Origin of the sequence: Paenibacillus naphthalenovorans, from assembly GCF_900099895.1 — a bacterium.
GTDB lineage: Bacteria > Bacillota > Bacilli > Paenibacillales > NBRC-103111 > Paenibacillus_G > Paenibacillus_G naphthalenovorans.
Genome location: NZ_FNDY01000078.1, coordinates 1 through 1,875 on the forward strand (window position 1 = coordinate 1; position 1,875 = coordinate 1,875).

General features: G+C 52.7%; 1 protein-coding gene. It reads left to right on the top strand.

Annotation, left to right across the window (positions count from 1 at the left end; translation table 11 throughout):
- Nucleotides 1-460 precede the first annotated feature (460 nt).
- A complete protein-coding gene (locus BLT35_RS26000; RefSeq protein ID WP_074730232.1) occupies nucleotides 461-1,705 on the top strand; it encodes an IS110 family RNA-guided transposase in 1,245 nt (414 codons plus the stop codon).
- Nucleotides 1,706-1,875: the final 170 nt, after the last annotated feature.

A 1,875-nucleotide genomic window follows, 5' to 3' on the forward strand; every position in this document is an offset into this window, starting at 1 on the left:
ACTCCTCGTATAGTATGTTTAGAATCTTCTTTTTGAAGAATTTCCAGTTAATCTGCAGTGAAACTATGGTGGACGTAGCCGACCCGCACCGCAGCCCGAAGGGCAAGGAGCGGAAGTCGGGGTCCAGAGAGAAAACCGCTCTTTGACAACTTTAAAAAATACAATTAGGGTCTTGGACTTTTCGTGATGTTCCCAGACAATGAGCTTAGGGTCATTTGGGGAAATTCGTCTCACTCCTGTAGTTCGACTACATCTAAAGTCTGTTTCCCCAGCACTCGTTTGAACTTCTTACCCGCTGGCTGTCCCCTTCGGCAACCCATGCTCGAAGATAGCAGCTTCGAGGCAGCTCATGGACCGAAGGAAGTTCTCATATGCGAGGGTGACTGATCGGCGAGCGCGCTGGGGGCATCCCGAAGAGTCCAATTCCCTAAATCCCGAATCCAGAAGGGAGGGATCACCCTTGAAATTATTTGTCGGTATTGACGTCAGTTCAGAAGAACTGGAAGCGTGTTTCATGAATCCGGAAGGCGATACGCTTGAAACGCTCAAGGTAGAAAACAATCTGCACGGTGCCTCGCATCTGCGCGACCGCATCGTGGCTGCTGCCGACAAGCTGCCGGCTTCCGAAATCCATATCGGCCTTGAAGCAACCTCGGTCTATAGCTGGCATCCGGCTATGTACCTGCATGAGGATGCCTCGCTTCAAGAGCGGAAAACCAAGGTGTTCACGATCAACCCGAAGCTTATCAACAAGTTCCGGGAAGCCTACGCGGATATGGACAAGACCGATCGGATCGATGCCTGGATCATCGCCGAACGCCTGCGCTTCGGCCGTCTCACGACGACCATCGTCATGCAGGAGCAGTACATCGCGCTTCAGCGCCTGACGCGCATGCGGTACCATCTGGTTCACAACCTGACACGCGAGAAGCAGTACTTCCTGCAGAATCTGTTCTACAAATGCAATGCGTTTCGTTCCGAAGTCGACAGCTCCGTTTTCGGCCACGCCATCATGGAGATGCTCTCGGAAAAGTTCAGCCTCGATGAGATTGCCGACATGGAAGTCGCCGACTTGGCCGACTATCTCAAGGAGAAGGGAAAGAACCGTTTCCCTGACCCGGAGCATGTCGCCCGCTGCATCCAGAAGGCTGCACGAGCGTCCTACCGCCTTTCAAAGGTCGTAGAGGATTCCATTGATCTGGTTCTCGGCACTTCCATACAGGCCATCCGGAGTATTCAGAGCCAACTGAAAGAGCTGGACAAGGCGATCGAACGCATTCTGGCTGGCATCCCCGGCGCTCAGTGCCTGCGCTCCATTCCGGGCATCGACCGGGTGTACGCCGCCGGCATTCTGGCGGAGATCGGCGACATCGAACGCTTTAGCGATCAGGCCGCCGTAGCTAAATATGCAGGCCTGACATGGCGTAAACATCAGTCCGGGGGCTTTGAGGCCGAAGATACCAAACGCATTCGTTCCGGCAACCGATTCCTTCGTTATTACCTTGTTGAAGCTGCCAACTCGGTGAAAAACCGCGAACCGGAATTCGGCGAGTATTACCGGAAGAAGTACGTTGAAGTGCCTAAGCATCAACACAAACGCGCCCTCGTCTTAACGGCAAGAAAACTTGTGCGTCTGGTCGATGTGCTGCTACGCAACGGCCAACTCTACACGCCTGGAAGGAAGGTGACAACTGCGAAGGATTAACGCCTCCTTTGCCAAAGTCCTTCACGGATTCCCAGTTAAAATCTGGTAATTAACTCGATTTTCGACTGGGTTTAGTTTGGTGTTGCCTTTTTCCCTGAGTCATCGCGTTTTGGGCCAAAATAATTTCCAATTTCCACGAATCAGGGACTTGACATATTACCGCTGGACTT